The sequence below is a fragment of the Nocardiopsis sp. iso_25 genome, assembly GCF_056173305.1.
Genome location: NZ_CM149667.1, coordinates 3,881,695 through 3,904,059, shown reverse-complemented (window position 1 = coordinate 3,904,059; position 22,365 = coordinate 3,881,695). Strand labels below are relative to the sequence as shown.

Sequence of the window (22,365 nt, the reverse complement as noted above, 5' to 3'; positions counted from 1 at the left end):
AACCGACACGTGACTTGACTAATGAACGGGGCAGCGCTCCCTGGTCACCCGGTTGCGCCCCCGCCACCTGGCCGACCTGGTCGCCGACATCAGCCTGTTCCGCCCCGGACCCATGGGTGTGGACATGGTCGCCGCCTACCTCGACGGCCGCGCGGGCACCCCGACCCCGGCCCCGCACCCGAGCCTGGACCCCGTCCTGGCCGAGACCGGCGGCGCCCTGCTCTGGCACGAACAACTCCTCCAGGTCCTGGACGCCTACACCGGTTGCGGCCTGGACCGCGCCGAAGCCATGCGCCGCGCCCTGGCCACCGACCAGGGACGGGCCCAGGTCGAAGCCGAGGTGCGCACGCTGGCCGCCCAGCGCGGCCACCCCGCCCGGGTCACCGACCAGGTCTGGGACATGGTCGGCGCGTTCGGCGCGTTCGGGTTCTGCCGCGCCCACGGCACCGCGTTCGCCGCGGTGACCTACCAGTCCGCCTACCTCAAGCGCCACCACCCGGCCGCGTTCACCGCGGGGGTCATGGAACACCACCCGGGTATGTACCCGCGCCGGGTCCTGCTCCAGGACGCCCGACGCACGGGCGTGCCGGTGCTGGGCCTGGACGTCAACGCCTCCCACTCCACCTGGCGCGTGGCACGCGTCGAGGCGGCGGGCCCTCCCCGGTGGGGGGTGCGCCCTCCGCTGGGCGACGTGCCCTCGCTCCCGGCCGCGGCGGTGGAGCAGATCCTGGCCCGGCGTCCCTTCACCGGCCTGGAGGACGTGCTGGAGCGCACCGACCTGTCCGGGCAGGGGCTGGACGACCTGATCCTGGCCGGAGGCCTGGACAGCCTCGTCGGCGGCCACGTTCAGCGCCGTGATGCCCTGCTGCGTGCCCATGCCCTCCGGCGCTCCCACTCCGCACGGCCCGCTCGGGGCCAACTCACCCTCACCGACGCGTCGGCGCGCTCCCGCCCGGTCGGGGCGGTGGCCATGACCCGTGCCGACGCCGTCGCCGAGGAGTTGCGGGTACTGGGCTATGAGCTGTCGGGGCACCTGCTGGACGCCCACGCCGAGGACATCGCGCGCCTGGCGGCCCACCACCGTCTGACCCTGGCCCGGGACCTGCACCGGTGGGAGGACGGTGCGACGGTCACCGTGGCGGGGCTGCGCGTGAGCGTGCAGACCCCTCCCACGCGTTCGGGCCGTCGAGTGGTGTTCGCGACCCTGGAGGACCGCACCGGCCTGGTCGACCTGGCCCTGCCCGGCCGCGCGCAGCGGCACTCGGCCGCCCCGGTGTTCGGCGGCGGGGTGCTCGTGGCGCGCGGCCGGATACGCCGGGCCGCTCCCGGCGCCCTGGCCACCGTGGACGCCGTCGACGTGCGTCCGTTGGGAGAGGTGACCAGGACGCGTCGCACCCGTCGGAGCGGCCCGTTCTCGGGCGGGCGGGAATAGCCAGGCGTTGGTCACCGCCGGTTCGCCATGCGGTCTGCGGGCACCCCGGTGCAGGTCGTTGGCCCGAGCTCCGCGCACGCGGAGGTGGCCCGGGCCGCAGGGCCGGTTCCGGGCAGCCGGGCCGCCCTCACGGCTGGGTGCGTCGCTCGGCGGCGTCGAACGCGGGCGCCAGCGGGGCCAGTGCCGCGCGGATCTGCTCGGCCAGTGAGCCGGAGGGCACGACCAGCCCTCCGGCAACGGAACCCCCGCCGCCCCCCGCGTTCCCGGTCGGCTGGAGCCAGCCTTCCAACGCGATGCGGACCGCCGCGGCGACGCTCGCCGCGAGAACGCGGGCTGTGTTCGCTCCGATGTCAGACAGCCGTTCGGCGATCACCACCGCGAGCGGGGGTTCGATACCGGCGGTGGTGCCGAGGAAGGCGTCGCGCAGTGCGGCCTGGGCGGTGATCAGCAGCAGTGCCCGGTGTTCGCGCTCACCGGTGTTCGTGTACTGCTCGACGACTGCTTCGGTGACGGCGTCGGCCAAACGCACTTCTGCGGGCCGGGCCGCGACCTCCGCCGCGATCCGCGCCTCCCGGTCCGCGGTGACAGCGGAGACGATCGCCTGCTCGCGGCTGGCGAAGTAGTTGTTGTAGGTGCGCGGTGAGACTCCGGCCGCCTCGGCGATGTCCTCGACCCGCACCCGGTCCGGCCCGCGCTCCACGGCCAGGCGCAGGGCCGCCTCGCGTAGCGCCTCGCGTGTGGCCTGCTTCTTCCGCTCCCGCAGTCCTGGTGGTGGTGTCGTCACGGTGTCAGCATCCCATACATGGCTGCGTGCACGCAAAATTGCGTGCGCGCACTTTTTCTGTCAGCCTCGGAACGACCGAGACCGACGGAGAGGACCTCGCCATGCGAGCAAGGGGAATGACCTACGACACCGGGTTCGTCACGCACGGCCGGATGTCCCGCGAGCACTTCGACCCCGCGGTGGTCAGGCGCGAGCTCGCCATCATCCGCGACGACCTGCACTGCAACGCGGTCCAGATCATCGGCGGCGACCCGGACCGGCTGGAGTCGGCCGCCGTTGCCGCCGCCGAGCTCGGACTGGAGGTCTGGTTCTCGCCCTATCCGCTGGAACTGCGTCCGGAGCAGATCCTCACCCTCTTCCGCGACTGCGCCGCGCGAGCGGAACGGCTCCGGCGTCAGGGGGCCACCGTCGTGTTCGTCGCGGGGGTCGAGCTGAGCGTGATGAACCACGGGTTCCTGCCGGGGGAGAGCCCCGAGGAGCGGGTCGAACAGCTGATGAGCCGACCCGAACGGCGGGTCGAAGCGATGCGCGAGCTCGGCGTGCGCGTCAACACGTTCCTCCGCGATGCCGTGGCCACGGTCCGAGAACGCTTCCAGGGCAGGCTCACCTACGCATCCATCCAGTTCGAGCAGGTCGACTGGACCCCCTTCGACATCGTGACGTACGAGCTGCTCCGCTCCGCCGAGGTCGCCGACCTGTTCCGTGACGCGGTCCGCACCCTGGCCCGGGGCCCGAAGCCGCTCGCCGTCACCGGGTTCGGCACCGCGGCCTACCGCGGCGCGGGAGACCGCGGTGGGCGGGTGCTGGGCGTGGTCGAGCACGACCCGCTGACGAGGGACCCCGTGCGTCTGAACGGCGTCTACGAGCGGGACGAGGCCGGTCAGGCCGCATATCTGAGCGAACTGCTGGAGATCTTCGAGGCCGAGGGCGTGGACAGCGCGTTCGTGTTCCTGTTCGCCTTGCCCGGCTACCCGCACCGTCCGGACGGCGACCCCAGGGACGACCTGGACCGGGCCGGGCTGGGCATCGTCAAGCTCCTCGAAGAGGGCCGTGGGCAGACCTACCCGGACATGGAATGGGAGCCCAAGGCCGCCTTCGCGGCGGTCGCGCGGCGCTATCACAGGTGACGGGCCCCGCGCACAGTGGCCGTGGTGCGTATTCCGACGAACGCGGGGCGGGCTCGGTGTGTACGGAGGTTGACCGGCTCACAGGGAGCTGGCGGGTCTCCTCGCTGAGGGCGTTCGCCAGGGTGTTCGGCTAAGCGTGCGAACAGGGTTGACGGCGCTGACAGGCCAGGACAGAGCGGGCCCAGGGTGTTCGTTCCGATGCCCCGACTCATGGTGTCCTGCCACCTGTTCGCTGGAGCGGGGGAGGGCGGGCTGGCTGGTGCCCCCCGGGCAGGCGGGGACGGCCCTGGCGTCCATGAGGGGCTCGGGTTGCTTCCTGCGCATCCGCGGCCCAGGAAAGCGGGCAGGGCCCCGTTCCCGTGGGAAAGCGGTGTCGCGGCCGCGGAACCCGGGCCGCGTCGCGGGCGTCTGATACCGCGACACAACCGGACAGCGGGAGGGCGGGCGGACATGACGATGTTCCAGGAGGGGGAGACCGTGCTGGGCTCCTGGGTCGCCGCGCTGCCGATCGGCTCCCTGGACCTGTCGCTGCTGGGTGGGGACCTCGTACTCACGGGCCGACGCCTGGTGTTCGTCCCTCTCATGAACACCGTCTTCGGCTTCGCCGGACACACCCTCGGACACGGCGAGATCCACCGGGCGGACGCGATAGGACCTCTGCGGTTGCGTCTGACCAGGAGAGCCGGTGGTCACCGCGACTACCTGGTTCTCGCCTCGCGTTGGAGCGCGGTGTGGGAGGCGGACAACACCTTCGCCCGCGACCACGCCCTGGCCCGGATCAACGAGGTCCTCGCCCGCTCGTAGGGCTGACGATCCCGCAGACGGGCGTGTGCGGAACGTTGCGGGCGGCCAGCACCAGACACTGCGCAGTCGACCGCCCCTACCCGTGCAGGCGATCCAAGGCTGACAGGACCTCGCCGTCGGGGTCCTACACCATCTCCTCCGCCTCACTGGTGAAGGAGAGCACCGCGTTGAACAGCTCCATGGCGTCCTCGGTCCGGCCGGAACGCTCCAGCTCCTGTACCGCGTCCACGGCGCTGTACACCGCCCGGGCGTACTCGGCCGCCTGTTCGCAGGGAACCGGTTCGGTGATGTGCAGGGCGCCCTCGAACAGGGTCCGCAGCGCCTCGGGGCTCCCGGACGCCACCACCGCCCGTGCCTCCAGGTCCAGGGCGAGCGCGGGGGAGCGGTCGGCCTCCTCCAGCAGCAACTCCACCAACCGTTCGCGGTCCAGGGTGTGCAGGTAGGAGGCGACATCGGGTACGGAGGACGCGGTTCCGCCGTGCCCGCCGATCCTCGCGCACCCGTGGTGCGGTCCGGTCGGCGGGCACGCCCGTCAGGGACGCCGCGCGGACGCGGGGTCAGCCGCCCGCGGGCGGTCCGCCGTTCGGGCCGCCGGACGGGACCTCCCCGGAGGGGGGAGTCCCGCCGCCGGGGCCGCCCGTTCCGGAGGACTCCTGCTGGGTGGCGCTGCCGGCGTAGTCGTTGCTCGGATCACGGTAGATGGTGTGCACGTGCCCCCACCCCGCCGTGGTATACCCGTCCACGTCGGCGCCCGCCGAACCCCGCTGGTTGGAGAACTCGGCGTAGACGTTCGGGCCGGAGACCTGGAAGTGGATGCCCTCGCCCCGGGTCATGTCGTACTCGGTCGCCCCCGACCAGTTCACGTAGGTCTCGTCCAGGGTCGCCTCGACCTCGGCCAGGGACTCGGCCGTGGTCTCCTCGTCCGACAGCCCCACCCAGTTGGCGACCACGTCGAGCAGCAGCCGCCTCTGTTCCCCGGACAGGTCCGCCCCGGAGATCCCGGTCGCCGTCGGGTAGGAGCAGGTGTCGCCGGGAGCGCAGGAGAGGTCCCCGACCTCCGACCCCTGGTACAGCTCGGCCCTCTGCTCCTCGGTCAGGCTGTCGTAGAAGGCGAAGGCCGTCTCGTACATGTTCGCGAGCGGCTGGACATCCTCGCCCTCCTCGTCGGTGTAGACGGCGGGTTGGGAGCCCAGGTGCGTGGGCGCGAACGTGATCGAGTCGTCGGCGCCGTCCAACGTGGCGTTCACGCCGAGGTGGTGCCCGCCGAACTGCACCTCCCAGGCACCGGAATCGGAGGGGGCGCCGAAGAAGGCGATGTAGTACTGACCCAGCGAGTCCTCGGTGCTGGAGCTGTTCTCCAGGAGGAACTCGTCGCCGCCCATGATGTCGGTGACGGTCTCGTACCCCTCCTCGCTCAGCAGCGCCTGGAGGACCTCCATGGCCGCCGCCCTCTGCTCCTCGTCCAGGTCCTCCAAGTTGAGCCCGGCCCGGTCGACGAAGGTGACCGGGAAGTTCGACCACGTCGTGGTCTTGGCCTCGTCGTCGTAGGCGTACACCAACTGTTCGCGCTGTTCGTCCGACAGCGTCGCCATGAGGGCCCGCGCGGCGGACGCGGTATCCGCGATCGTCTCCCCGGTCGTCGCGGACGACGTGTCCCCGGAGCCGGTCGTCTCCGACGCCGACGACATGGCGGCGGCCGACTCCGGGGCGGTGGTGTCCGGCACGGCGCACCCGCCGAGTGCGAGAACGGCCGTCAGCAGCACCGTCGCGGCCCACGCTCCCCGTGTGCGTTTCGGTCGGTGCCGCGCGTTCGCGGTCTCCCGATCGGTGGTGTTCGTCATGGGGACGAAGCTAGGGAACGAACCTTGGTGTTTCCTGTGTTTCGGGTGAGAACGAGGTGGGAACCGGCCCCTTCCGCTGGCGCCGCCCCCCGTGCCCGGGTCAGGCGGTGCCGGGGCGGATGGTGAAGACCCGGTTCAGACCGACCATGGTCATGATGCGCAGGGTGTTGGCCGGGACGGAGAGCAGGACCATGTCGGCCCCGGCGGCAAGGGCGTGCTGACGGGCGGCCAGGAGGGCGCTGATACCGCTGGAGTCGCAGAAGTCCAGGCCGGACAGGTCGATGGACAGGCACTGGCCGGAGTCCAGGGCCAGGAGCCGGACTTCACGGCGCAGGGTCGCGGCGTGGTCGTAGTCCAGAGAACCGGTCACGTCCAGGACGGGACCCGTCGCGCTGTCTCGGCGGGTGACGGTCAGGCTGCTCATGGTGGACCGCTCATCGTGTGGTGTCCGGGGCCGGACGGGGCGGGTACGCCGAGCGCGAGGATGGCGGTGTCGTCCTCCAGGCCCTCGCCGAGACCCTCCAGAAGTTCGGTCAGCGCGCCGACGACGCCGTCGGCCGTGGAGGGGGCGTGCCGAGCGGCGAAGGAGAGCAGGGCCTCCTCGCCGTACATCGTGTCGGGCCCGGCACCGGTGCGGGCCTCGGTCAGGCCGTCGGTGTAGAGCACGAAGGTGTCGCCGGGGGCGAGGGTGGTCTCGACGGTGGCGAAGTGGGCGTCGGGCAGCACGCCGACGAGCATCCCGCCGGAGGCGAACAGGAATTCGGCCCGGCCGTCCCCGCGCAGGGCCAGGGCCGGGGGGTGGCCGCCGAAGGCCAGGCGGGCGCGGACGCGTCCGGCGTCGCCGTCGGGTTCGAGGACGCCGAAGACGGCAGTGCAGTAGCGGGGGTCGCCGTTGTCGGCGTAGCGCTCCAGGAGGGCGGTGTTCAGCGTGCCCAGGGCGTCCGCGGGTTCGGGGGAGTGCAGGGCGGTGGTGCGCAGGACGTAACGGACCTGGGAAGTCAGGGTCGCGGCCTCGGGACCCTTGCCGCTCACGTCGCCGAGGAAGAAAGCCCAGCGCCCGTCACCGAGCGGGAAGAGGTCGTAGAAGTCGCCGCCCAACCGGTAGGGGGAGGCGGTGTGGTAGTAGGCGGCGGCCTCCATGCCCGGAACGTCGGGCAGGGTGTCGGGTAGCAGGGCCCTCTGGAGGATGACGAGCGCCTCCCCCAGGCGCGCCCGGTCCGCCTCGGCCCGCCGGTGCGCCTCCTCGGCCTCCTCGCGGGCCCGTTCGGCCTCGGCGCGGGCCTGCTCCGCCTCCTTGCGGCGGCGCAGCAGCTCCTCCTCGTAGGAGCGGCGGTCGGTGGCGTCGAAGACGGTGGTGCGGACCAGCAGCGGCTGCCCCCCGCCACCGCGCTTGACGGAGGAGGAGACCAGCACGGGAAGGCGGCCGCCGTCGGAGGACCGCATCTCCAGAGCGATGCCGTTGACCTCGCCCCGCAGGTGCAGCAGGGGCGCGAAGTGCGTCTCGTGGTAGAGCCTGCCGCCCACGGTGAGCAGGTCGGTGAAGCGCATACGGCCCACCACGGCGGCGCGCTCCAGGCCGAGCCACCTCAGCAGCGTCGCGTTGATCCTGGTGACCGTGCCGTCCATGAGCGTGGACAGGTAGCCGCACGGCGCGGACTCGTAGAGTTCCTCGGCGCTGTCCTCCAGCAGCGCGCTGAGGGCCGCGTCGGTGGCGGAGCCGTTGTCGGCTCCGGGAGGCCCCGTCTCCCCGCTCATCCGGCGTCCCGGAGGGACTCCAGGAACTCCAGCAGCGCCGCCGCGGTGGCCCGCGGAGCGCTCAGCTGCGGACAGTGGCCGGTGGCGTCCAGGGTGACCAGCGTGGAGGAGGGGATCGCGGCGTGGACGAAGGCGCCCACCTCGGGCGGGGCGATGGCGTCCCAGGCGCACTCCAGGACCACGGTGGGAACCTCCACGCCCTTCAGGTCCTCGCGGCTGTCGGACAGGAAGGTGGTGCGGGCGAAGACCCGGGCGATGCCGGGGTCGGTGGCGCAGAAGCTGTTGGTCAGCTCCTGCCCCAGTTCGGGCCGCTCGGGGTTGCCCATGATCACCGGTGCCATCACCGATGACCAGCCCAGGTAGTTCGACTCCAGCGAGGCCAGCAGTTCGTCGATGTCGGCCGCCGTGAAGCCGCCGCGGTAGCCCTCGTCGTCGATGTAGCGGGGCGAGGGGGCCACCATCGCCAGCGCCCGGATCCGCTCCGGCAGCGCCCGCGAGGCCAGGACGCCGACCATGGCGCTGACCGAGTGCCCCACGAACACAGCCCGCTCCAGGTCGAGGGCCTCGCAGACCTCCGCCACGTCCCGGGCGTATCCCTCCAGGGAGGAGTACCTGTCCTCGCTCCAGGCGGAGGTGTCCGACCCTCCGGAGCCGACGTAGTCGAACAGCACCACCCGGTACCGCTCGGCCAGGGCCGGGACGACCAGGCGCCACATGTTCTGGTCACAGCCGAACCCGTGGGCCAGCACGACCGTCGGGCCCTCGGCCGCCCCGGTGACGGTGACGTTGTTCCTGCGCAGGATGTCCATTTCGACCGCTCTTTCCCAATGTGGGCCGTACAAGAACGGTACTCGATCCCATGGGGTGTTTCCGGTGCGGAAACCGACGTGTCCGTCATCTCCTCATGCGGCACGGACAGGGGCGGCCGGGTCGGCCGGAGCGGTCGGGTCGGAGCGGTCCCCGCTTCCCCGGGTCCGCAGGTCAGGGCCCCGTGGCGGCCGGGTCGGCCGGGGAACGGGCGGTCACGGCCCCTGCCCGCCGTCCCGCTCCCGCGGGCCGGGGGGACGCGCGTCGCCCCCGTCGCCCCCGGACGCCGGGGCCGCCGGAGCCGGGGACGGCTTCCCGTCCTTCCCGTCCTCCTCGGCGTCGGAGAGCAGGGGGTGCTCGGTGACCTCGTAGCGCCGGATGTAGGTTCCCAGGAACGCCTGCATGCTCGCACCCATCGGCAGCGCGAGCAGCGCGCCGGGCGCCCCCAGGATGGCCACGCCCGCCAGGACCGAGCCGAACGCCACCGCGGGGTGCATGTCCAGGGTCTTGGCGGTGATGCGCGGCTGGAGCAGGTAGTTCTCGAACTGCTGGTAGACGACGATGAACACCAGCACCCACACGGCGGGCCAGACGCCCTCCAGCAGCGCCACGAGCACCGGGACGACCCCGCCGATGTAGGTGCCCACGGTGGGGATGAACTGCGAGAGCACGCCCACCCACAGCGCCAGGGCGAACGCGAAGGGGATGTCCAGCGCCACCAGCACCACGTAGTGCGCGCCCGAGCAGACCAGGGCCAGCAGCGCACGGGAGTAGAGGTAGCCGCCCGTCTTGGTGATCGCGATCTCCCAGGCCCGCAGCACCTCGCGCTGGGTGCGCGGCGGCAGGACCGAGCAGATCACGCGGCGGAAGCGCGGGCCGTCGGCGCACAGGTAGAAGGTGAAGAGCGCGATCGTCAGCGCGTTGAACAGCAGCGCCAGCACGGTCGTCCCGGCGCCCCAGACGTTGTTGGCGATGCCGGAGGCGTACTGCTCGATCAGCCCGCTGGCGCTGGAGATCTCGTTGAGCAGGGTGGTGGGGGAGTAGGAGGTGTCGAACGTGGTGTTGACCCAGGCCAGCGCGGCGCGGATCATCGCGGGGATCTCGGAGACGAAGGCCAGGATCTGGCCGACCAGCATCGACCCGAGCAGGCTGAGGAACACCACGGTCAACGCCAGCACCAGCAGCATCACCAGTCCGGTGGCGGGCCCGCGCGGCCAGCGGTGCCGGTGGAGCCAGTTGACCGCCGGCTCCAGCGCCAGGGCGAGGAACAGCGAGATCAGCAGCAGCATGATGAGGCTCTGCAACCGGACGAACAGCCACAGGGTGAGGCCGAACGCGGTGACCAGCCACAGGGCCAGCAGCATGGCCCGGGGGAGCCAGCGCGGCATGCCGCCGCCGCGGTCGGGGCGCGCGGACCCGGGCGGTGTGGTGCTCGTGTGCAAGCCGGTTCTTCCTCACTGTGTGCTGCCGCGCGACGGGGCTTCCGCGGCGTGCCGGGACCGTTGCGGCCCCACCGGACGATAGCGCCTCCCGGCCGTCCCTCCGTCCCGTCGGCGCCGCACTGTCGGCGGGGCTTCCTACGATGCCGCCATGGACACGAGTACGGATGTGTGGGCGGGAGTCCGCGAACGGGTGCGGGAACTGGGACGGGCGCCCGGTGCGGACGAGGTCTTCGGAGCGGGTTCCCACCGCTTCGAGCTGCTGGAACCGCTGACGGCGGAGGAACTGGCCGAGGTGGAGGAACAGGTGGGCGCGCGCCTGCCGACGGGGTACCGCGAGTTCCTGCTCAGGGTGGGCGCGGGCGGAGCGGGGCCCGCCTACGGCGTCTTCCCCCTGGTCAGAGGGGCGGACGGCCGGTGGCGGTGGCACGGCGACGGCGCGGACCTGGTCGCCCCGGCGCGGCTGGCGGAGCCGTTCCCGCCCACCGGTCCCGACCCGCGGTCCCTGGCCGCCCTGCGGGCCGAGGAGCCCGTCGAGGAGGACTTCGGGGACGGCGAGGAGTTCGACCGGGTCTACGAGGCCTGGGACGCGCGCATGGCCGACCTGCTGTGGGCCGAGGAGCGTACCGTCGGCGCCCTGTGCCTGTGCCACCTGGGCTGCGCGCTGCGGCAGTGGCTGGTCGTGACCGGCCCCGAGGCCGGGCGCATGTGGAGCGACGGCCGTGTCGACGACGAGGACCTCACGCCGCTCACCGGCGGGGACGGCGCGCCCCTGACCTTCACGGACTGGTACCTGGGGTGGCTGGAGGAGGCCTACCGGGCCGTGGCGGTCCGGCCCTGACCGGGGTCCGGTGCGCCGCCCGTCCTCACGGGCGGCGCTCTCACCGGACGGGGCCGGGCACCGCCGACCGCTGCCGACCGCCTCAGACGGACGGGGCCGTGCCGGAGGACGGCAGCGTCCTGGGCATCGGCGGGATCGGCCGGTCGCGCCGGGCGCCGCGCCCGACCGCCCGCGGTTCGCGGCCCTCGGCGGCGCAGCTCAGGATCTCCCTCGCGGCGAGCCGTCCCGCCGCCTGGAAACTCCAGGCGTTGGAGTCGGTCCGGTGCCACACGGCGTCGCGCAGCACCATCCGGGCCGCGAAGGCGGGGCGGCCCTCCCCCCGCTCCCGCCACGCCTCGCGCGCGCCCTCAGCGAACGCCTCGGCGAACTCCCGCGGAAGCGGTTCCCCGGTGTGCCGGCAGGTGGGGGGAAGGTCGTCGACGAACGCGAAGTCCCCGGCGGCCTCCTCCGGCAGGGGCTCGGCGTCGACCCAGACCATGGCGAAGTACCCGGGGCACGCGGTCTGCATGATGTGGCGGACGTAGACGCCGGTGACCGGTCGCGGCAGCGGGGGCGGGCGCTCGTGGCCGGTGGACACGTGTCTCTCCTGACGACGGGGATCACAGTGTCCCTCCGCGCGGCCGCTCCGCACCACCTTTTCTGCGGGCGTGGTCGAGGTACCCCGTGCCTTCGCGGGAGGTACGGCAGGCGAGCCAGCGCGCCGGGAAGTGATGTGCGTGCCGCTCACGCGAACGGGCGGCACGCTCACGGATCACGGATCACGGAAGACCGGTCGTGGCCGCCGGCCTCAGGTCCGCGGTCCGACCGCGCGCACCACCACCTTGCCCCGGATGCCTCCGGCCTCCAGAGCCCGGTGGGCCTCGGCGATCTCGGCCAGGGGGAGGACCCTGTCCACGACGGGGCGCACGGCTCCGGACTCGGTCAGACGGGTCAGCTCGGCGAGCAGCTCGTGCCCGGGGTTGCCGCTGAACGCCCGGATCCGGCGTGGACCGAAGACGGCCGAGGCGGCGACGTAGGAGAGCGACGCGAATGCGCGCTCGATGTCGAAGGTGATCGTGACCATGCGCCCGTTCCGGGTCAACCGCCTGCGGTAGGCGCCCATCCCGGTCCCCACCGTGTTCAGGACGACGTCGAACGGCGGCAGGTCCTCCGGTTCGGTGCTCGCGTAGTCGAAGGCCTCGTCGGCGCCCAGTTCCCGCACGAGGTCCAGGTTCCCGGCCCCGGCCAGCGCGGTGACGTGGGCGCCGTAGGCCCGGCCGAGCTGGACGGCGACGCTGCCCACCCCGCCGCTCGCGCCCCGCACCAGCAGCCGCTCTCCCGGGGCGAGACGGGCCTTGTCCCGCAGCGCGGTCACGGCCGTCGTGCCGACGCCGGGCAGGGCCGCGGCCTCGACCAGATCGATCCCGGCCGGTGCCGGGGCCAACTGCCGGGGCGCGACGGCCACGAACTCGGCCGCGCTGCCGAACGCCCTGGGCAGGCCGCCCCACACCCGGTCCCCCGGCGCGAACTCCGAGACGCCGGACCCCGTCTCGACCACCTCGCCCGCGAAGTCGATTCCGGTCCGCTTCGGAAAGCCCCTCTCGACCAGCCCGGTCACCGGGCGCACCCTGCCCGCACGGCCCAGCAGTTCGCCGCCGTTCACGCTGGCGGCGTGCACGCGCACCAGCACCTTCCCCGGACCGGCGCCGGGCTTGGCGACCGTGCCCTCGTACAGGACCTCCGGGCCGCCGTACCGGTCGTACAGGGCCGCGCGCATCTGACTCACTGTTGTGGTCCCCTTCGTCAGCCGCCGCACGTCGGGTCCGTGCGGGGTCCTCGTCGTGCACGCTACGGCGTAAACGGACGCCATTCTCCACTTAGGGCCGATGTGAGAGACAGTGCCGTTCATTCATCTCGGATCGCCCCGCCGGACCGCGGCTGCCCCCGGCGGCCGGAGTCCGGCCGTGCGTACGGGACCGTGCCGCCGAAGCCGTGCCGAAGGCGTCAGAACGGCCGGAACCTCCCGCGCGGCGCGGGCATCGAACCCCGGTGTTCAGCACAGTCCGCCACCGCCGTGGCGTCGGAAGACGAGGTGTCAGCACGTGTTCGGAATTCTGCGTCCCTGTCGGCACACGTTGTCCGACGGGCTGGCCGAGGAGTGGATGTCGCACATGTGCGGGCTGTGCCTGGCCCTGCGCGACGACCACGGCCAGGCGTCCCGGATCGCCACCAACTACGACGGCCTGGTGGTGTCGGTCCTGGCCGCGGCGCAGTCCGAGGAGTGCGCGGGCACGCGCCGGGCGGGCCGCTGCCCGCTGCGCGGTATGCGCGGGGCCGAGGTCGCCGACGGCTCCGGCGCGCGCCTGGCGGCGGCGGTGTCGCTGATGCTGGCCTCGGCCAAGATCGCCGACCACATCGAGGACGGCGACGGCCCCTACGCCCGCAGAGGCGTGCGCGCGCTCGCCGGACGGGTGGCCGAGCGCTGGCGGCGCGACGCGCGCGAGGCGGGCGCCGGGCTCGGGTTCGACGGCGCGGGGCTGGTCGCGGTGGTCGACCGGCAGCGGGAGGCCGAGTCCTCGGCGGGACCGGGCACCGACGTCCTGGCGGTGACCCGGCCGACCGAGGAGGCCACCGGCGAGGCGTTCGCGCACACCGCCGTCCTGGCGGGGCGGCCCGCCAACGCCGGACCCCTGCGCGAGGCGGGCCGCCTGTTCGGCCGCGTCGCCCACCTGCTGGACGCGGTGGAGGACCGCGAGGAGGACGGGCGCAAGGGCGCCTGGAACCCGCTGACGGCCACCGGCACCGGGCTCGGCCGGGCCCGTGAGCTGTGTGACGACGCCGTCCTGGGCGTGCGGCTGGCGTTGGAGGAGGCCGAGTTCGTCGACGACCGCCTGGTCCGGGCGCTTCTGGTGGGGGAGCTGCACCGTGCCGTCGACCGCGTCTTCGCCCAAGGCGGATATCCGCACCCGGGTCAGCACCACAACCACCAGCACCACCACCAGAACCATCATCAGCAGCCGCCCCACCAGTGGGGAGGGGACGGGTACGGGGCCCACGGCGGCCACCACGGCGGCGGTTCCGGCGGTGAGGGCTCCGGCGGTTCGGGCGGGGCGCGGAAGAAGAGCGGCTGCTGCGACTCCTGTTCGTGCGACACCCCCGAACTCCGGCACCCGCCCAAGCAGCGGGGCGTCCTGGCGGGTTGCGCGGTGGCGCTGTTCATGTGCGGAACGTGCCAGTTCTGCTGCCGCGATCCCCACCCCGGGCCGTGGTCGGGCAAACCGCGGAACTCCTGGTGTGAAGCCTGTGAGTGCTGCAACTGCTGTAATTGCTGTGAGTGCTGCAACTGCTGCGACTGACGTTCAGGCCGCGCGGGGCGGGGAACCGGGGGCGGCCCTCCCCGGAGACGCGTTCACCGCACGAGTGCGGCGGCTCCGGGAGGGTCTCCTCGGGACGCGCCTCACCGGACGAGGGGGCAGACCTGCCGTCCCTTCAGTCCTCCCAGTCGTTCCACTCCTCCAGCTCCTCCCGCTGGGCCCGCTCCCACCGCTCCAGGGCCTCCCGTTCCCGGGTGAGGCGCTTCTGCACCGTGGCGATCTCGGGGCCGAGGATCGTGTTCCTGAAACCCCAGTGGATCTCCTCGGCGGTCAGCAGTTCGATGCTGTCCGCCGCCCAGCGGCGGCCGGGGACGGCACCGGGGTTGCAGCGCAAGGTCCAGCCGGGGTTTGTCCGCTGGAACTCCTGGAGCACGGCGTCGAAGGTGCGGGGTTCGGTGTGATCGGGCATGGCCTCACCTGGGGGCGATCCGGGAACCGTTGTGCGGAAGCGGGTCGTGCGGCTGGCACCCAGCACACTAGACCCGCGCCGCCGCCCCGTCAGGTGTTTCGCGGAATTCTTTCGCGGGCGCGGAGGCCCCTCGGAGGGCTCCCGCCCGCGGCCGCGCCGGTCAGCGCAGGTACGAGGCGCCGTTGACGTCCAGGACGGCGCCGGAGGACCACACGGCCTCGGGCGAGGCGAGGTAGCGCACGGCCGCGGCGACCTCCTCGGGGGAGGCCACGCGCCCGAACGGGCTGTCGGCGCGCACCCGGTCGGTGAGGCGCTCGGCCACGCGCTCGGTCTCCACGAACCCCGGAGCGACGGAGGCCACGGTGATGCCGTGCGGGGCCAGGGCCACGGCCAGCGACTGGCCCAGGGAGTGCAGGGCGGCCTTGCTCGCGCCGTAGGCCGGGTGGTCGGGCTCGCCCCGGTAGGCGCCCCGCGATCCGACGTTGACGATGCGGCCGCGCACCCCGTGGTCGATCATGTGCCGGGCGGCCAGGTAGCTGGTGTTGGCGGCGCCGAACACGTTCACGTCCATGGTGGTCCGCCAGGCCCGCTGCCACTGCTCGTAGGTGGTCGTGGCCAGGGGGTGGGCGGTGTTGACCGCGGCGTTGTTGACCAGCACGTCGAGCCCGCCCAGCTGTGCGCTCGCCCGCCCGACCAGGTCGGCGGCCGCGTCGGGGTCGGCGATGTCGGCCTGGAGAACGACGTGCCCCTGACCGGGGAGCCCGGCCAGGGTGGCCTCGGCCTCGGCGCGGCGGGTCGCGTAGTGCACGGCGACCCGGTCGCCCAGCTCCGCGAACGCGGCGGCCACGGCCCGGCCGATGCCCCGGGCGGCGCCGGTGACCAGGACGGCGCGGCCCGCACGGCCTTCCCGCTGGTCGCGGCGGCCGGGCTGGGAGAGGTCATCCGATGGCATGCGGGGCACTCTAGCCCCTCGCCCGGCCGTGCGCGGATTCCGGTGCCGCGGAGCCCACGGCCCCCACCGGTCTCGGCCCCCGTGCACCGGGCACGAACCGCCGGACGACGCGGATCCCCTCATCGTGACCGCATGGTCCAGAACCAGTACGCTGAACGGATGGCGCGACCTCGTGAGTTCGACGAAAACCGCGTGCTTCTCGCTGTCCGCGACGAGTTCTGGGACAAGGGGTACGCGGCGACCTCTATGGACGACCTGCTGCGCGTGAGCGGGCTGGGCAAGGGCAGCCTCTACGGGGCGTTCGGGGACAAGAGGAGCCTCTTTCTTCGGGTGCTGCGGGAGTACGACGACGCGAACCTGCTGGCACTGCGCGAGCGCCTGGCTTCCGCGGCGAAGGGCGTCGACGTGGTGCGCGAGTTCGTCCTCGGCATGACCGGTGACCCGACCGGGGCGGTCGCGCGCCGGGGCTGCCTGCTGGCCAACAGCAACGCCGAACTCGCCGCCAGCACACCGGACGTGGCCGCCGAGGCCCGCCGCAGCTACGACGCGGTCACGTCCGTCCTCACGGCGGCGCTGGAGCGCGCCCGGAGCGAGGGCGACCTCGATCCCGGCGCCGCCCCTGCCGAGACCGCCCGCGCGGCCCTCGTCGCGCAGCTCGGTCTCGTCGCCCTCGGGCGCACCGGCATGGACGTCGGTGCGCTGACCGTGATCGCCCACTCCGCCCTGGCACGGCTGCTGCCCGCCCCGGCCCGGTAGCGGCGCCCCGCCGACGAACCCGTACCGCCGCGGTCCGCGGTCGGCGCGGCGTTCCGCGGCGTGCCCTCAAACCCGGCGCCGCGGCCTCCGGGGGAGCGCACTTCGCCCGCGGGCCCTCCGTGTGCCGCCGGTCGGACCGGTCCGCGACCGGCGGGTTCGGGATGCCGCCGCGGACGGGGTGAGCTCGGGACTTGGAGCCGGGGGGCTTCGTAGCGAGCCAAATATTGACTGAACGGTCCATAATGGGGCTATGATTCTTGACGCAACAGTCCATAACTGGAGGGAGGGCGGCATGGCCGTCTTGGAAGGCAAGATCGCCGTCGTCACCGGGGCGAGCACCGGCATCGGGTTCGCGACCGCTCGCGCGTTCCGTGACGCGGGCGCCACGGTGTTCGTCACCGGTCGCCGCAAGCACGTGCTCGACGCAGCGGTCGCCGAGCTCGGCGACCGCGTGACCGGCGTGGTCTGCGACGTCTCGGTGCGCTCCGAGCTGGACGCGTTCTACGGCACCGTGCGGGACCGGGCCGGACGCATCGACGTGCTGGTCGCCAACGCCGGTATCGGCGCCACGGCCCCGTTCGGCGAGGTGACCGAGGAGCTGATCGACTCGCTGTTCGCCACCAACGTCAAGGGAACGATCTTCACGCTCCAGCAGGCGCTACCGCTGCTCAGCGACAACGCTTCGGTGATCCTGACGGGCTCGACCGCCTCGTCCCGGCCCAACCCGGGACTTGAGGTCTACGGTGCTTCGAAGGCCGCGATTCGCAACCTCGCTCGCGGTTGGGCCCACAGTGCGCGTGCGCACGGCTTCCGGGTCAACGTCGTGTCCCCCGGCGGCACACGCACCGAGGGTCTGCTGGAACTCCTCACACCCGAGGCGCTCGAACAGACCGAAGCCTCCGTCCCCCTGGGCCGGCTCGCCGAGCCCGAGGAGATCGCCGCCCTGACGACGTTCCTCGCCTCGGACGCGTCGAGCTACGTCAACGGCGCCGAGTTCCACGCCGACGGTGGATACGCCCAGGTGTGAGCGGCCGCGCGTACGGGCCGGGGCTCCTGCCCCGGCCCGTACGTCCTCCTCGCGGCCCTCGGCGCGCTGGACGAGGCGGCGGCAGGACTCGTCGTCGACGGCGTTGTCCGGCGTGTGCGCGCCGCCGGTCGCCCAGGCGCGCGGCAGCGGCCTTCCCCCGTGGCCGGACCCGGGCGGAACCGCCCTCACGCCGGGCCGCGCTCCCTCCACACCCGGGCGAACATCTCGTGCGCGGGCGCCACGGGCCACACTCCGTTGAGGGGCCCCTCGATCTGCTTGTCGAACCTGGCCCGGACCAGGTGGGAGCCGAGCTTGGCCGTCTCCAGGGGCAGGTGCGGTGCCTTGAGCTCCGTCCAGTCGCCGGGGGCGAAGAGCGTCCGCCCGGCCCGTGAACGCCTGCCCTGCTCGACCGCGCCGGTCTCCAGGAGGCGGGCGGCGGTCCTCCTGTGGTGCGCGGGCGCCCAGCCGTTCCACCGGCGCACGTTGCGGTCGGTGGGCCGGGACAGGGTGAGCAGTTGCAGGTACAGCGCCGCCGCGTCGGCGTCCACGTCCAGCCTGCCCGCGACCTCCTCCACCAGATCCGGGACGCTCAGGCGCGGGTCGGCCTCGAAGCCGCCCGCCGGAACCGGGGTGTCAGCCGCGCGCGCGGCCGTGCGGGCCAGCCCGCCGTACAGCGCCGCCGCCCTGCGGACCTCCCGGACGGTGTCGCGCAGGTCCAGTCCGGCCAGCGCCTCCACCGTGCGCTCGACGGCGGCGGGGTCGAACAGCCCCGCGGTCAGCAGCACGGGCACGACCGGGCGGTCCATCCTGGGCTCGTGGAGGACGAGGACGCCGTCGCTGTGCATCGGCCACGCGGCGGAGCCGGGTTCGAGGGCGCGCCGCGGCCCGACCCGGACGGGGACGGCCCCGGTCCGCTCCGCCCACGCCCGGACCGCGGGGGCGGGCACGTCACAGGACAGCGGAACGTAGGACCCAGGGCCGCGCAGCCCCGCCGAGAGGCGCGCGTGCAGCTGCGCCGCTCCCGCCACGGCCGGATGGCCCACCGGAAGCTGGAGCGCGGCCCAGGAGAGCACAGTGGCCGGGTCGCGGAAGGGCAGGGCGAGGGCGCCGACGCCGTGGATCCTCTCCCTGGTGTCGTCGCGGCGGACCTCCAGGCTCCCCCAGGAGTTCTGGACCAGATGGCGGGGCTGGTCGGCGGCGGCGTGGCCCTCCCCGGAGGAGTCGGCGAGCAGGCCGGTCCAGGAGGGGTCCATGGACAGGTCCGCCGCGAACAGGTCGGGCACCTCGGCTTCGGCCTTCGCGGCGGCCCGTTCGGCCCGGGTCGGCTGCGCCCCCAGGAGCTCCACCCACACCCGGGCCATGCGCTCGGCCGCGGCGACGGCGCCGTCGGGCTCCCACAGGTCGGCCGGGTCGTCGGGCACGGCTGCCAGAAGCATCCCGCGGCGCTGCTCGTTGCTCAGCCTCGCGCCCGTTCTGCGGTACTCCGCGCGGGCGGCGCCCTTCTCCGGTGCGGCCCTGGGGCAGCCGAACTCCCCGGACAGGACGAACTCGGCGGTGGCCCCGGCGACCCGTGTGGTCGTGCGGAAGGCCGCGACCGCCTCGGGACCGAACACCACGGGGCCCCGCCGGTCGAGGAGTTCCAGGAAGCGGTGCAGCCGCGCGGCCTCGTCGCGTTCGATCCGCACCGGGTCCTGCTCCTCGGCCCCCTCCGGTGCGGGGGCCGAGTCCGCGCGCACGTAGACATAGCGCCGCTCCGGCAGGTAGCGGCCCGACCAGTGCCGCGCCTCCCTGCCGTGCCTGCGCAGCAGGGGAGAGGGCGGTTCGACGATGACGGCCCGCCCGGCGGCCAGCAGGGGCGCGAGCGAGGCGCCGGTGGCCAGGCCGCACACCCACGCCGTCCCCCGTTCGGCGAAGGGCTGATCGGCCCACACGCGCAGCAGCGCCACCAGCGCCTCGCGCTCGCGGGGGCCCGCGCCGCCGGTGGCCAGGCGCCACAGGACCGCGTCGGTGCGGCCGAGCAGGGGGTCCCAGCGCGCGGGCGCGCCGGGCGGGCTCAGTCTCCGGGTGTGTTCGTCGGTGCGGCCGCGCAGCCGCGCGCCGTCGGCGGTCAGGGCGGTGACCGTGGCCGCCAGGTCGCGGGAGGAGGAGCGGAACGCTGTCTCCGGGGAGTCGAACAGTCCCGCCAGCGCCTTCTCCAGATCCGCGTCGATGGCCTCCGCCAGGGGGCTCAGCAGGGCGCCGGCGCGCACGAGCGCGGTGCGCCGGGACATCTCCTCCCGGCGCAGGCGCAGTTCGGCGGCCCACAGCACCGCCCACACCAGGCCGCCCGTGCCGTCGGTCAGTGCCTCGTCGGTGACCTCGGGCAGCAGCCGGGACAGGGCCTCGCGCACGGCGGCCGCGCGGACGGGTGAGGTCCGGGCCGAGGATGCGAGCAGCGCCTCGGGGGAGGAGGGGTCCTCGGCGCCGGGCGCGTGCAGGGCCGCCTCGATGAGTCGGCGTGCGGTGGCCTCGTCCACCCGGCGCAGGGCGCGGGAGGCGGCCGGGTCGCGCGGGGACAGGAAGTGCCAGAAGGCGGGCGGCGGCATCAGGGGGAGCAGGCCGTTGTCCTCGTGGTTCCTCAGCCGGGCCTTGGGGTAGGCCCAGGTCTCCCAGAGCAGGGAACGGTCGTCGGCGTCCCGGCACTGGATCACCGTGTGGCCCTCCTTCCAGCGGTAGGCCAGCAGCCCTTCGGCGGTGCCGCTGGGCATGCGCAGCACACCCCAGTACGTCAGACCCGGGTGGTCGGGGAGCGGAGCGCGCCGCCCGTCGGTGCCCTCCAGGGCCCGCTGGGCCTTCCGGACCCCCTCCGCGCCGGGGCCGGTCCAGACGACGCGGAAGCCCGCGAGCCCGTCCGCCGAACCCAGCGGGGAGCCGTCCACCCCCTCCGGCAGGCCGACCAGGTGCAGGCGCGTGTCCAGGTAGTCGACGTAATCCAGCCGGGGGTCCGGGGTGAGGAAGCCGGGGCAGGTGAGGCCCCCGCTGACGCCGGTGGCCGCGTCCACCTCCGGAAAACCGCTGTCGCCCTTGTGGATGTTCGACCAGACGCGTGCGCCGTCGCCCAGGTGGTCGTGGACCTGTGTGACGCCCCTGCGGTCCCCGGGGCGCAGGACTCCGTCCTGGTCGTAGCGGCCCCCGTCCGGAGAGGCCAGGACGAGGCCGAGGTCGTAGCAGTGGGCGCTGCCGTGGTCGAAGAGGGCCGGGGAGGAGGCCGTGTCGAACACGTCCTCGGGCGCCGAACACCACAGCGCCCGCTGCGACCGGTGGCCGTCGGTCTTCCCGCTGGTGGTCCAGGACACCTGGAAGTCCCCGCCCACGAAGTGCACGGTGTACCTGTCGGCGTCCTCGGGCAGGGTGAAGGAACAGGACCCGCGCCTCTCCCGGTGGTCCACGGCCACCGCCGCGTCCCTGCCGTAGACGGTCAGCACCGGCCACGTGGAGGTCATGCCCCGGACGCCGCCGTCGCGGGCGCCGATCTCGGCCACGGCCTCCTCGAAGGCCCGCCAGCCGTACTCGCCGGGCACCCCGAACCGGAGGGTGCGGGCCAGGGGCGCGGCCAGGTCGAGTCCGTCCAGGATCTCCTCGACCTCGTCCAGGTTGCGCATGACATCGTGGGAGAGGCAGGCGTCGAGTTCGGTGAGGCCCCTGCCCGCCGACTCCAGCAGACCGCTCCGGACCCGTTCGACCTCGGCGTTCATCTGCTCCAGGAACCGCGGGTGCGGCCTCGTCCCGCCTTCGGTGTTCCGGGGGCCGCGGAGGGGGCGCCCGGCCCCCGCGGGCAGGTCCACCACGATGCCGTGTGACTCGCAGGCCCTCACGAGTTCGCCGTCCACGCGGCCGTGCCGGTAGCGGCCCTCGTAGAGGCGTACGGGGGCCTTCTCCTCACGGATCCGCGGGGCGATGCGCCCCAGCAGCGCGTACAGTTCCCCGGGCATCCGCTGCCGGGTCACGCCCTGGCCCACCCACCGGTAGCCGTACATGAAGAAGTAGCGCGACAGCCAGGCGCCGTAGCCGCCCTCCGGGAGCAGGCGCCCTTGAGCCATGTCCTCGGCGACGCCGGTGGTCTCCAGAAGACGCAGCCACGGGGCGCCGTCGGTGATCGAGGCGGGGAAGAGGACGGCCAGGCCGGGGCGGTCCTCCTCGGACGGCGGTGCCTCGGCGAAGACCCGGTCCGCCGCCTCCAGCACGCTCACCGGGATCTCGCGTCCCCCGGAGGCCGCCAGCACCCGGCCCAGGGCACGCGCCTCCTCGGCCCTCCCCAGCTCCGCCGCCCCGGCCGAGGCGCGCAGCCGGGAGGGCAGCCCGGCGGGGAGCGGTGCGCCACCGGCCGTCCAGGAGTCCAGGAAGCGCAGGAACTCCCGGTGCGCCTCCCGGGGCGGCAGGAGCGCGGCGAGCCTGGTGCGGTGGGCGCCCAACTCCTTGGCGGGGAGGGCGCCGTGCCGGGCGAAGAGCAGGGCGTTCTCCACGGTGTGGTGGGGATCGACGGGGAGCGTGTGCGCGGCCTCCGCCTCGCGCGCCCGGGTGAAGGCCGACCCCGCGCGCCTCCTGTCCGGTTCGGCCAGGCGGTGGCCGACCGTGTCCCAGAACCAGGGCAGGTACGCCTCGGGCAGGCCGGAGGAGGCGAAGTGCTCCGCCAGGTCGGACATGAGCCGTCCCCGGGCGCGGTGGCGCAGGGCCAGCCGCGCCTCGACCGCGTCGAGCAGTTCGCGGGCCCGCCGTAGGCGGTCGGGGCCCCGGGTCCGGGCCCGGTCCAGCAGGAGCGTCGAGGAGGAGGGATGCGCAGGGAGGGGAAGGGGCATGGGCGGCAGTATTCCAGCGGTCGCGGACAGTCGCGCTCCTCCGAGGTGGGAGCGCCTCCGGCAGGGCGCCGGACCGCCCGCCGCCACCGACCGGGGAGCGCTCGCCGCCGATTGCCGGTCCTGCCGCTGTCGGCCCCCGGTCGCGCGACCTCCCCGGTCCCGCCGCCAACGGTCGCCGCAACCCCCGCCGCCGCCCGGACCCC

At 73.7% G+C, this 22,365-nt stretch carries 19 protein-coding genes; 7 read left to right on the top strand and 12 right to left on the bottom strand.

From position 1 onward, the window contains the following. Positions 1 to 40 precede the first annotated feature (40 nt). Positions 41 to 1,432 carry a helix-hairpin-helix domain-containing protein gene (locus AC0VX6_RS16920; protein WP_475469385.1) on the top strand — a complete coding sequence of 464 codons (1,392 nt, stop codon included), beginning with the start codon at positions 41 to 43 and terminating at the stop codon, positions 1,430 to 1,432. Positions 1,433 to 1,559: 127 nt separating this feature from the next. Here the strand turns inward: AC0VX6_RS16920 and AC0VX6_RS16915 are convergent, their stop codons facing one another. Continuing rightward, positions 1,560 to 2,216 carry a TetR/AcrR family transcriptional regulator gene (locus AC0VX6_RS16915; protein ID WP_274973662.1) on the bottom strand — a complete coding sequence of 219 codons (657 nt, stop codon included), beginning with the start codon at positions 2,214 to 2,216 and terminating at the stop codon, positions 1,560 to 1,562. Between the two features lie 116 nt (positions 2,217 to 2,332). On the opposite strand from AC0VX6_RS16915, the gene AC0VX6_RS16910 reads away from it, so the two are divergent. Continuing rightward, the gene (locus tag AC0VX6_RS16910) at positions 2,333 to 3,343 is read left to right on the top strand and encodes a hypothetical protein (RefSeq protein ID WP_475469383.1); all 1,011 of its coding nucleotides are present in this window, start codon (positions 2,333 to 2,335) and stop codon (positions 3,341 to 3,343) included. 450 nt (positions 3,344 to 3,793) lie between these two features. Continuing rightward, positions 3,794 to 4,147, top strand: a complete 354-nt coding sequence (locus AC0VX6_RS16905) for a hypothetical protein (RefSeq protein ID WP_475465124.1) — start codon at positions 3,794 to 3,796, stop codon at positions 4,145 to 4,147. A 124-nt stretch (positions 4,148 to 4,271) separates the two neighbouring features. Here AC0VX6_RS16905 and AC0VX6_RS16900 read toward each other — a convergent pair whose 3' ends face one another. From AC0VX6_RS16900 to AC0VX6_RS16875, 6 genes are all read right to left on the bottom strand, one after another. Next, complete coding sequence (locus tag AC0VX6_RS16900; RefSeq protein ID WP_475465122.1) at positions 4,272 to 4,562, bottom strand: hypothetical protein; 291 nt, start codon at positions 4,560 to 4,562, stop codon at positions 4,272 to 4,274. Positions 4,563 to 4,704: 142 nt separating this feature from the next. Further along, on the bottom strand, positions 4,705 to 5,988 hold the full coding sequence (locus tag AC0VX6_RS16895; RefSeq protein WP_475465120.1) for a DUF3500 domain-containing protein: 1,284 nt from the start codon (positions 5,986 to 5,988) through the stop codon (positions 4,705 to 4,707). A gap of 100 nt (positions 5,989 to 6,088) precedes the next feature. Continuing rightward, positions 6,089 to 6,412, bottom strand: a complete 324-nt coding sequence (locus AC0VX6_RS16890; RefSeq protein ID WP_274973657.1) for an STAS domain-containing protein — start codon at positions 6,410 to 6,412, stop codon at positions 6,089 to 6,091. Then, positions 6,409 to 7,743, bottom strand: a complete 1,335-nt coding sequence (locus tag AC0VX6_RS16885) for a PP2C family protein-serine/threonine phosphatase (protein ID WP_475465118.1) — start codon at positions 7,741 to 7,743, stop codon at positions 6,409 to 6,411. The genes AC0VX6_RS16890 and AC0VX6_RS16885 overlap by 4 nt, the downstream gene beginning before the upstream one ends. Continuing rightward, positions 7,740 to 8,552 (bottom strand): alpha/beta fold hydrolase, encoded by an 813-nt coding sequence (locus AC0VX6_RS16880; RefSeq protein WP_274973655.1) that lies wholly within the window; start codon positions 8,550 to 8,552, stop codon positions 7,740 to 7,742. The genes AC0VX6_RS16885 and AC0VX6_RS16880 overlap by 4 nt, the downstream gene beginning before the upstream one ends. A 213-nt stretch (positions 8,553 to 8,765) precedes the next feature. Continuing rightward, complete coding sequence (locus AC0VX6_RS16875; RefSeq protein ID WP_475469381.1) at positions 8,766 to 9,938, bottom strand: AI-2E family transporter; 1,173 nt, start codon at positions 9,936 to 9,938, stop codon at positions 8,766 to 8,768. 202 nt (positions 9,939 to 10,140) lie between these two features. On the opposite strand from AC0VX6_RS16875, the gene AC0VX6_RS16870 reads away from it, so the two are divergent. Beyond that, positions 10,141 to 10,830, top strand: coding sequence for an SMI1/KNR4 family protein (locus tag AC0VX6_RS16870; RefSeq protein WP_475465117.1), 690 nt, complete (start codon positions 10,141 to 10,143; stop codon positions 10,828 to 10,830). An 82-nt stretch (positions 10,831 to 10,912) separates the two neighbouring features. Here the strand turns inward: AC0VX6_RS16870 and AC0VX6_RS16865 are convergent, their stop codons facing one another. Both AC0VX6_RS16865 and AC0VX6_RS16860 read right to left on the bottom strand, forming a co-directional pair. After that, entirely contained in the window at positions 10,913 to 11,407 is a 495-nt protein-coding gene (locus tag AC0VX6_RS16865) for a hypothetical protein (RefSeq protein WP_475465115.1), read from the bottom strand. A 210-nt stretch (positions 11,408 to 11,617) separates the two neighbouring features. Further along, complete coding sequence (locus tag AC0VX6_RS16860) at positions 11,618 to 12,586, bottom strand: NAD(P)-dependent alcohol dehydrogenase (RefSeq protein WP_274978168.1); 969 nt, start codon at positions 12,584 to 12,586, stop codon at positions 11,618 to 11,620. A 325-nt stretch (positions 12,587 to 12,911) separates the two neighbouring features. Between AC0VX6_RS16860 and AC0VX6_RS16855 the strand changes: the two genes are divergently transcribed. Beyond that, positions 12,912 to 14,165: a DUF5685 family protein gene (locus tag AC0VX6_RS16855; RefSeq protein WP_475465113.1), complete on the top strand. Its 1,254-nt coding sequence runs from the start codon at positions 12,912 to 12,914 to the stop codon at positions 14,163 to 14,165. Positions 14,166 to 14,298: 133 nt separating this feature from the next. Here AC0VX6_RS16855 and AC0VX6_RS16850 read toward each other — a convergent pair whose 3' ends face one another. After that, on the bottom strand, positions 14,299 to 14,592 hold the full coding sequence (locus AC0VX6_RS16850) for a hypothetical protein (RefSeq protein WP_274973651.1): 294 nt from the start codon (positions 14,590 to 14,592) through the stop codon (positions 14,299 to 14,301). Positions 14,593 to 14,752: 160 nt separating this feature from the next. After that, a complete protein-coding gene (locus AC0VX6_RS16845; protein WP_274973650.1) occupies positions 14,753 to 15,544 on the bottom strand; it encodes an SDR family NAD(P)-dependent oxidoreductase in 792 nt (263 codons plus the stop codon). A 159-nt stretch (positions 15,545 to 15,703) separates the two neighbouring features. Here AC0VX6_RS16845 and AC0VX6_RS16840 point away from each other — a divergent pair, with 159 nt between their 5' ends. Both AC0VX6_RS16840 and AC0VX6_RS16835 read left to right on the top strand, forming a co-directional pair. Continuing rightward, a complete protein-coding gene (locus tag AC0VX6_RS16840; RefSeq protein WP_475465111.1) occupies positions 15,704 to 16,300 on the top strand; it encodes a TetR/AcrR family transcriptional regulator in 597 nt (198 codons plus the stop codon). A gap of 292 nt (positions 16,301 to 16,592) precedes the next feature. After that, a complete protein-coding gene (locus AC0VX6_RS16835; RefSeq protein WP_094803574.1) occupies positions 16,593 to 17,327 on the top strand; it encodes an SDR family NAD(P)-dependent oxidoreductase in 735 nt (244 codons plus the stop codon). Between the two features lie 185 nt (positions 17,328 to 17,512). Here the strand turns inward: AC0VX6_RS16835 and AC0VX6_RS16830 are convergent, their stop codons facing one another. Next, positions 17,513 to 22,162 carry a hypothetical protein gene (locus AC0VX6_RS16830; RefSeq protein ID WP_475465109.1) on the bottom strand — a complete coding sequence of 1,550 codons (4,650 nt, stop codon included), beginning with the start codon at positions 22,160 to 22,162 and terminating at the stop codon, positions 17,513 to 17,515. Between the last annotated feature and the right edge of the window lie 203 nt (positions 22,163 to 22,365).

Coding starts and splice junctions, on each gene's coding strand:
- AC0VX6_RS16910 (WP_475469383.1), top strand. CDS start 2,333: ATGACCTACGACACCGGGTTCGTCACGCACGGCCGGATGTCCCGCGAG.
- AC0VX6_RS16905 (WP_475465124.1), top strand. CDS start 3,794: ATGACGATGTTCCAGGAGGGGGAGACCGTGCTGGGCTCCTGGGTCGCC.
- AC0VX6_RS16895 (WP_475465120.1), bottom strand. CDS start 5,988: ATGACGAACACCACCGATCGGGAGACCGCGAACGCGCGGCACCGACCG.
- AC0VX6_RS16890 (WP_274973657.1), bottom strand. CDS start 6,412: ATGAGCAGCCTGACCGTCACCCGCCGAGACAGCGCGACGGGTCCCGTC.
- AC0VX6_RS16885 (WP_475465118.1), bottom strand. CDS start 7,743: ATGAGCGGGGAGACGGGGCCTCCCGGAGCCGACAACGGCTCCGCCACC.
- AC0VX6_RS16880 (WP_274973655.1), bottom strand. CDS start 8,552: ATGGACATCCTGCGCAGGAACAACGTCACCGTCACCGGGGCGGCCGAG.
- AC0VX6_RS16875 (WP_475469381.1), bottom strand. CDS start 9,938: ATGCCGCGCTGGCTCCCCCGGGCCATGCTGCTGGCCCTGTGGCTGGTC.
- AC0VX6_RS16870 (WP_475465117.1), top strand. CDS start 10,141: ATGGACACGAGTACGGATGTGTGGGCGGGAGTCCGCGAACGGGTGCGG.
- AC0VX6_RS16860 (WP_274978168.1), bottom strand. CDS start 12,586: ATGCGCGCGGCCCTGTACGACCGGTACGGCGGCCCGGAGGTCCTGTAC.
- AC0VX6_RS16850 (WP_274973651.1), bottom strand. CDS start 14,592: ATGCCCGATCACACCGAACCCCGCACCTTCGACGCCGTGCTCCAGGAG.
- AC0VX6_RS16845 (WP_274973650.1), bottom strand. CDS start 15,544: ATGCCATCGGATGACCTCTCCCAGCCCGGCCGCCGCGACCAGCGGGAA.
- AC0VX6_RS16840 (WP_475465111.1), top strand. CDS start 15,704: ATGGCGCGACCTCGTGAGTTCGACGAAAACCGCGTGCTTCTCGCTGTC.
- AC0VX6_RS16835 (WP_094803574.1), top strand. CDS start 16,593: ATGGCCGTCTTGGAAGGCAAGATCGCCGTCGTCACCGGGGCGAGCACC.
- AC0VX6_RS16830 (WP_475465109.1), bottom strand. CDS start 22,162: ATGCCCCTTCCCCTCCCTGCGCATCCCTCCTCCTCGACGCTCCTGCTG.